The organism is Actinomycetospora sp. (genome assembly GCF_055612215.1).
This window is the reverse complement of record NZ_JBVPVA010000951.1, coordinates 1-6,305: the sequence shown is the minus strand read 5'-3', so window position 1 is coordinate 6,305 and position 6,305 is coordinate 1. Positions and strand designations below refer to the sequence as shown.

Below are 6,305 nucleotides of genomic sequence, written 5' to 3'. Positions count from 1 at the left end.
CCGGCCGGCACGGTGATCGGCTCGTCGGCCAGCGGGACACCGTCGGCGAGGCGGGTGAACATCGCGTCGAGCTCGTCGACGTAGCTGGTCCCCCGGCCCGAGTCCATGCTCGCCTGGGCCGCGAGCCGCGCACCGATGACGACGCCGGCGAAGAGCAGCACGTCGCGGTCGTCGGGCCGGCGGCCGGTGCACGCGGCGACCATCCGGGCCGCGGTCCCGACGCCGAACGCGTTGCGCTCGCGCAGCACCGCGGCGATCTGCGGGACGGAGCGGGCGAGCTGCATGCGCACCTCCTCCAGCGCGCGGGCCTCGTCGTCGAGGGAGCCGAACGACTCGCGCAGGACGGTCCGCACCGCCGCCAGCAGCGGCGTCCCGTCGGGCAGCGCCTGCATCACCCGCTCCATCACCGGGTCGACGTCGTCGAACAGGACGACGTCCTCCTTCGCGGGGAAGTACCGGAAGAACGTGCTGCGACTGACCTCGGCGGCCGCTGCGATGTCGTCCACCGTCGTCTCCGCGTAGCCGCGGTCGCGGAACAGGCGCAGGGCGTGGCGCTGCAGCTCGGCGCGCGTGCGCTCCTTCTTCCGCTCCCGCAGCCCCATGCGGCTGATTCTGGCACGGGAAATCTTTTGACACTCAGTCTCACTTGAGGCGTAGTGTCATGACAATGGACGACGTGGTGGTGGTGGGTGGCGGCCCGACGGGGCTGACGGCGGCCGTCGAGCTGGCCCGGCGCGGGGTGCGGGTCCGGGTGGTCGACGCGGCGTCGGGACCGCACCGCGGGTCGCGCGGCAAGGGCATGCAGCCGCGGACGCTGGAGCTGCTCGACGCGATGGGCGTGGCCGACCGGCTGGTCTCGCTCGGGGTGTTCGGGCTGCCGATCCGGCGCCACGAGCCGGACGGGTCGGTGCACGACGTCGTCCTGAACCCGGCCGAGCCGGACGCCACGACGCCCTGGGCGCGCTCGCTGCTCCTCCCGCAGTGGCGCACCGAGCAGGTGCTGCGCGAGCGGCTCGCCGAGGAGGGTGTCGAGGTCGAGTACGGGCGCCGCGTCGCCTCGCTCTCCCAGGACGACGACGGGGTGCGGCTCGCCCTGGCGGACGGCGAGGAGCTGGCCGCGTCGTGGGTGGTGGGGGCCGACGGCGGGTCGAGCACCGTGCGCCGCGAGCTGGGGATCGGGTTCCTCGGCGAGACGCACGAGGAGGTGCGGCTGATGCTCGGCGACGTCGAGCTCGACGGGCTCGACCGCGACCACTGGCACATGTGGTCCGCGGCCGGGCCGCTCGTTCGGGGGCGGGCGGAGCGACCGGGATCGTTCCTGGGCGGCGGTGCCTCGTTCTTCGCGATCTGCCCGCTGCCCGCGACCCCGACCTGGCAGGTGCAGATCGCCCACGACGACCCCGCGGTCCGGGCGAGCGAACCGGTGCTGCGGGAGCTCGTCGAGGCCCTCGGCCCGCGAATCCGCGTGCGGCGGGTCGAGACGGTCGGCGACTGGCGGCTCAACGTCCGGATGGTCGACGACTACCGCGTCGGGCGGGTGTTCCTCGCCGGGGACGCCGCGCACGTGCACTCGCCCGCGGGCGGGCAGGGGATGAACACCGGGATCAGCGACGCGGTGAACCTGGGCTGGAAGCTGGCGGCGGTGGTCGCCGGGCGGGCCGACGAGTCGCTGCTCGACTCCTACACCGCCGAGCGGCTCCCGGTCGCCGCCGGCGTGCTGGGCCTCTCGGGCGAGCTGACGGGCCGGCAGTTCTGGGCGCGCACCCCCGACCAGATCCGCGACAGCCTGGGCTTCGGGACCACCTACCGGGGCGGCCCGCTCGCCGCGGTTGCCGACGCCGGGACCGGCCCGCGGCCGGGAGACCGCGCGCCGGACGCGCCGCTGGTCGTCGACGGCGTGGCGACCGACCTGTTCGCGGTGCGGCGTGCGGCCGAGTGGACGGCGCTCGCGTTCGGCGGGACGGCGCCCGCACCCGACGTCCCCGGCCCGGTGCAGGTGCTCGACGCCGACGCGGTGGCCGCCGACGGGACGCTGCGCGAGGCGTACGCGGCGACCGCCGGCGAGCTCGTCGTGATCCGTCCCGACGGGTTCGTGTGGTCGCGCTCGCAGATGCCGGCGACGGTCTGAGCACCCGTCCTCCGAGCGAACGGCACGCTCGCTGCGTCGACGCGTGTGAGCGTGCCGCTCGCTCGCGGGCTCCCGACCGTCAGCCCGCGAAGGCCACCGCGCCGGGGTCGGGCGGGCACACCGTGCCCTCCGCGGGCGGTCGGGCCGGGTCGAGCAGGTAGGCCGCGGCGGCGTCCTGCGCGCACCGGCTGGGCAGGTCGAGCGTGGTATGGCCGAACCCGTCGACGACGAGCACCCGCGCCGCGGAGAGCTCGGCGGCGGTGGCGCGCGCGTTGGCGAGCGGGGTGTCCGGGTCCTCGCGGGCGTTGATGACGAGGGCAGGGGCGTGCAGCGGCGCGTTCCAGGGGCCGAGGTAGCGGTCGGGGTCGATCGCGGGCCAGTCCACGCACGCCGCGGTGTTCAGCGCCGCCGGCACCCCGAACAGCGGGTGCGCGGCCTGCTCGCCGGGCAGCAGCGCGGTGACCTGCGCGGCCGTGGGGGTCACGACGTCCGTGCACTGGATCGCGAGGAACGCCGTCGAGTGGCCGGGGGCGCCGGCCGCGGGGTCGGGCACCACCGGACCGGACGGTGTCCCGGCGGGCGCGCGGGCCGCGAGTGTCCGGGCGAGCGGGGCGAGGCGCCCACCCGACTCCAGCGCCGTCGCGACCCGGTCGGCGAGCTCGGCGGACCCGCCTGCGCGGGTGGCGGCCGCCGTGGCCGCGTCGACCCGGGTGCGCGGGTCGGCGCCGGGCGGGGCGGCGAGCGCGCAGCGGGCCGGTCCGGCGGCCGAGCACGCGCCCAGGAACGACTGCACCGACGCCTCCCGCGCCGCGGCCACCCCGGCGCGGACGTCGACCGGGCGCGCGGGGTCGCCGGCCCCGGCGTTGGCGGCGAGGTCGAGGGTGCCGTCGACGACGAGGGCGCGCAGGTGGTCGCCGAAGAGGTTCGCGTAGGTCGCGCCGAGCACGGTCCCGTACGAGTAGCCGTAGACGCTGATCTCGGACTCCCCGAGCCCCTGGCGGACCAGGTCGAGGTCGCGGGCGGCGTTCGCGGTGGAGACGTGGCGAAGCAGGTCCCCCGACGCCGCCGCGCACGCCTGTCCGGCCGCGCGGGCCGACGTCCAGAACCCGGTGGGGTCGGCGAGCGGGGACCCGGCCGGTTGCACCGGCTGCCCGTCGAACGCGCCGCAGCGGACTGGGGTGCTCTGCCCGACGCCCCGGGGATCGACGGCGAGGAGGTCCATCCGGGCGCGGACCCCGTCGAACCGGGACGCCAGCCGGCGCAGGCTCGACGTGCCGGGCGTCCCCGGCCCGCCGTAGTTGACCGCGAGCGTGCCGATCCGGTGAGCGGGGTCCAGCGCGGGCAGGTGGACCATGCCGAGGGCGATGGTGGGCCCGGTCGGGTTCCGGTAGTCCAGCGGCACCGGGACGGTCGCGCACTGCCCGACGCCGCACGGGCGCCAGTCGATGTGCGGCACCGGTGCCCCGTTCGTGCCCAGCCGGCTCGACGACGGCGGGTCACCCGCGGCCGCCGCCCCGGCACCGTAGGGACCCGGCCCGGCGCACGCCGCGAGCAGCAGCAGCATCAGGAGCACCACGCAGGTGCGCTTCGCGCTCGTGCGCACTAATCCGCCCTATGACACGGGAAAGTGCTCACGAGCGCGCAGCGCACCTACCTACGCCAGGTTCCGCAACGACGGCCACGCCTGCGCCCACGGCGCGCGCGGCGTGCACAGCGCCATCGGCACGTCGCTGTTGACCGGGGCGACCGCCGAGAACGGCGAGCGCGGCAGCACGACCAGCCGCGCACAGAACCGCGGCGCCCACTTCACCTCGCCGACCAGCAGCGCGTCGTCCGAGCCGGGCGGCACGTCGAAGTACCCGAAGCCGCGGTGCGTGGAGTAGATCGGCATCGGCAGGCCGTGGGCCGGGCCCTCGTGCTCGAGCGCCGAGGCGTACCAGTACGAGTAGGCGACGACGACGGTGTGCTCGCGCTGCGGCGCCGGCACCGCCCGGTAGGCCCGCGCCACCGACTCGGTGAACTCCGGCCAGCCGACCTGGCCCATCGTCTCGAACTCGGTCGGTGCCCGCCACGACGCCGGGCCCACCGGCAGCACCCACAGCAGGGCGAGCACCGCGCCGAGGGCCACCACCGTCGGGCGCAGCGTCCAGCGCCACCACCGGTGCGGGCCGCCGGACAGCGTGCCCGCCGCGACCGAGCCGGCCGCGAGCACCAGGGCGTAGAGCCCGGAGAGGTAGTACGGGCGGCCGCCGGCGGCGAGGAGCACCAGCGTCACGAGGACGCACGCGATGCCCAGCGAGCGCCACGGACGCATCCGCTCGCTGCGCAGCAACGCCCAGAACCCCAGCACGACGAGCACCGCCCCGGGCAGCACTCCCGCGTAGTAGAGCGCCCGCGGCAGGAACTCCCAGCGGTTGCCGAACAGCGACGACTCCCCCGCCACCACCGAGCCCATCCGCAGCTGCGGCCAGCCGTGCTGGGCCTGCCACACGAGCGTGGGCACCGTCGAGAGCGCCGCGATCCCCAGGCCCACCCACAGCAGCGGGCGGCCCAGCAGCCGGCGCGGCCCGGCGACCCACACCCCGACCGCCACGGCCGCGAGCAGCACGGGGACCAGGATCTTGTCGAAGAGCGCCACGGCGAGGACGACGCCGAGGACGAGCAGCAGCCGGTCCCGGGTCGGCGCCCCGCGCGCGTCGGGGTGGGCCTCGAGACGCAGCCAGCGCACGAGCAGCAGCAGCACGACCGACCAGCACAGCGGGTCGACGGTCGACGTCGCGAGCAGGTGGCCGGTGGCGAGCAGGTACGGGCTGGTCGCCGTCGCGACGGCGGCGATCACCTGCGCGCGGCGCCCGCCCCCGAGCTCGGCGGCGATCAGGGCCGCGACGACGACCCCGACCGCGGTGAGCAGCGTCGCCGGCAGCCGCAGGACGACGAGGTTCCCGGGCGCGAGGTACTGCAGGGCGGCCGCGAGCAGGGGGAGCATCGGCGGCTGGTCGGCGTAGCCGGCCGCCGGGCGGGCACCGGCGGAGAGGAAGTAGTACTCGTCGCCGAAGTAGCCGTAGCGCGAGGACACCGCACCGAGCACGACGGCGAGTCCGGCCGCGACGCCCAGGACCGGCCACCACGCGACGGCGGGTCGGTCCGGTACCGGCGCCGCGTCGGGGGGTGGTGCCGTGGCCGGAGCGGCGGCGGGGAGGCCGCGGGCCGGCGTGGTCGTCATCCGCCCCGTCCCCTCTCCGGTGTGCCGGCCCCGCGTGTCCGGTGGGTCCAGGAAACCGCACCGTACGACGTGGGCGTGCGCGGGGGTACGTCGTCGTCCTCCTGCGAGACTGCGCGGCGATGGAGCTCACCGACAGCTGGTCGCGGGCCCGCGACGCCGACCCGGCCGGCGTGCCGCTCGCGCGGCTCGCGGCGCTCACCGCACGGTTCGAGCTGCGCGAGACCCGCAACGCCGCCGCCGTGCTCGCCGCGACCGCGCCCGAGGAGTTCACCGAGCTCTGTGCGGTGCTCGACGCGTTCGTCCTGCACACCGCGGACCTCATCGAGGCCGGCGGCAACGAGTCCCGGCTCGCGCAGCGCCTCAACGCCGACTTCCGGGGTCGGGGCTGGCGGGAGGGCCGGGTCGACACCGTCGTGCGCTCGGTGCTCCAGGTCCAGCCCTGGGCCCCGGCCGGGGAACGCGACGTCGTCGAACGGTGTGACGAGGTGCACAACGAGGGCTACAAGGTCGACAACGTCAAGGGCCGAGTCGCGCTCGACGTGGAGTGGAACGCGAAGGACGGCAACCTCGACCGCGACATCGGCGCCTACCGCAGCCTCCACGACGCGGGTCTGATCGACGGCGCCGTGCTGCTGACGCGGACCCACGACGACGTCCGGAACCTCGCCCGCCGCCTCTCCCGCGGCGCGGGCCAGTCCGACGAGCAGGTGCGCAGCCGGTTCTCGACGTCGACGACGACGCACCTGGGCAAGCTCGAGTCGCGGATGACCCGGGGCGACGCCGGCGGCTGCCCGCTGCTCGCCGTCGCGGTGAGCGCCCGCTGCTGGGTCCCCGACGCCGGCGAGGACGGCGGGGTGCTCCCGGGGCTGCCGGCCGGGTGGCCCGCCACGGAGCAGCCGGTCCTCGACGGGTGGTCCGGGTGAGCACCGGCGGGGCGCCGCGCCGCGCCGCCAC

4 protein-coding genes and 1 pseudogene are annotated in these 6,305 nt (G+C 76.3%); 2 read left to right on the top strand and 3 right to left on the bottom strand.

The features are described 5' to 3' along the window. Nucleotides 1-602: TetR family transcriptional regulator (locus AC0CYZ_RS25890; RefSeq protein ID WP_472220692.1), on the bottom strand; the 602-nt coding region annotated here is incomplete at its 3' end. A 41-nt stretch (nt 603-643) separates the two neighbouring features. On the opposite strand from AC0CYZ_RS25890, the pseudogene AC0CYZ_RS25885 reads away from it, so the two are divergent. Continuing rightward, nucleotides 644-2,128, top strand: a pseudogene (locus AC0CYZ_RS25885) (FAD-dependent oxidoreductase); the annotation flags it as partial. A 79-nt stretch (nt 2,129-2,207) separates the two neighbouring features. Here the strand turns inward: AC0CYZ_RS25885 and AC0CYZ_RS25880 are convergent. Both AC0CYZ_RS25880 and AC0CYZ_RS25875 read right to left on the bottom strand, forming a co-directional pair. Further along, entirely contained in the window at nt 2,208-3,731 is a 1,524-nt protein-coding gene (locus AC0CYZ_RS25880; RefSeq protein ID WP_472220690.1) for an alpha/beta hydrolase, read from the bottom strand. A gap of 51 nt (nt 3,732-3,782) precedes the next feature. After that, nucleotides 3,783-5,351, bottom strand: a complete 1,569-nt coding sequence (locus tag AC0CYZ_RS25875) for a glycosyltransferase family 39 protein (protein WP_472220688.1) — start codon at nt 5,349-5,351, stop codon at nt 3,783-3,785. Between the two features lie 119 nt (nt 5,352-5,470). Here AC0CYZ_RS25875 and AC0CYZ_RS25870 point away from each other — a divergent pair, with 119 nt between their 5' ends. After that, entirely contained in the window at nt 5,471-6,274 is an 804-nt protein-coding gene (locus AC0CYZ_RS25870; RefSeq protein ID WP_472220686.1) for a BglII/BstYI family type II restriction endonuclease, read from the top strand. The last annotated feature ends 31 nt before the right edge of the window (nt 6,275-6,305 follow it).

Bases quoted from the DNA above. Each gene is read 5' to 3' on its own strand.
- AC0CYZ_RS25875 (WP_472220688.1), bottom strand. From the start codon at position 5,351: ATGACGACCACGCCGGCCCGCGGCCTCCCCGCCGCCGCTCCGGCCACG.
- AC0CYZ_RS25870 (WP_472220686.1), top strand. From the start codon at position 5,471: ATGGAGCTCACCGACAGCTGGTCGCGGGCCCGCGACGCCGACCCGGCC.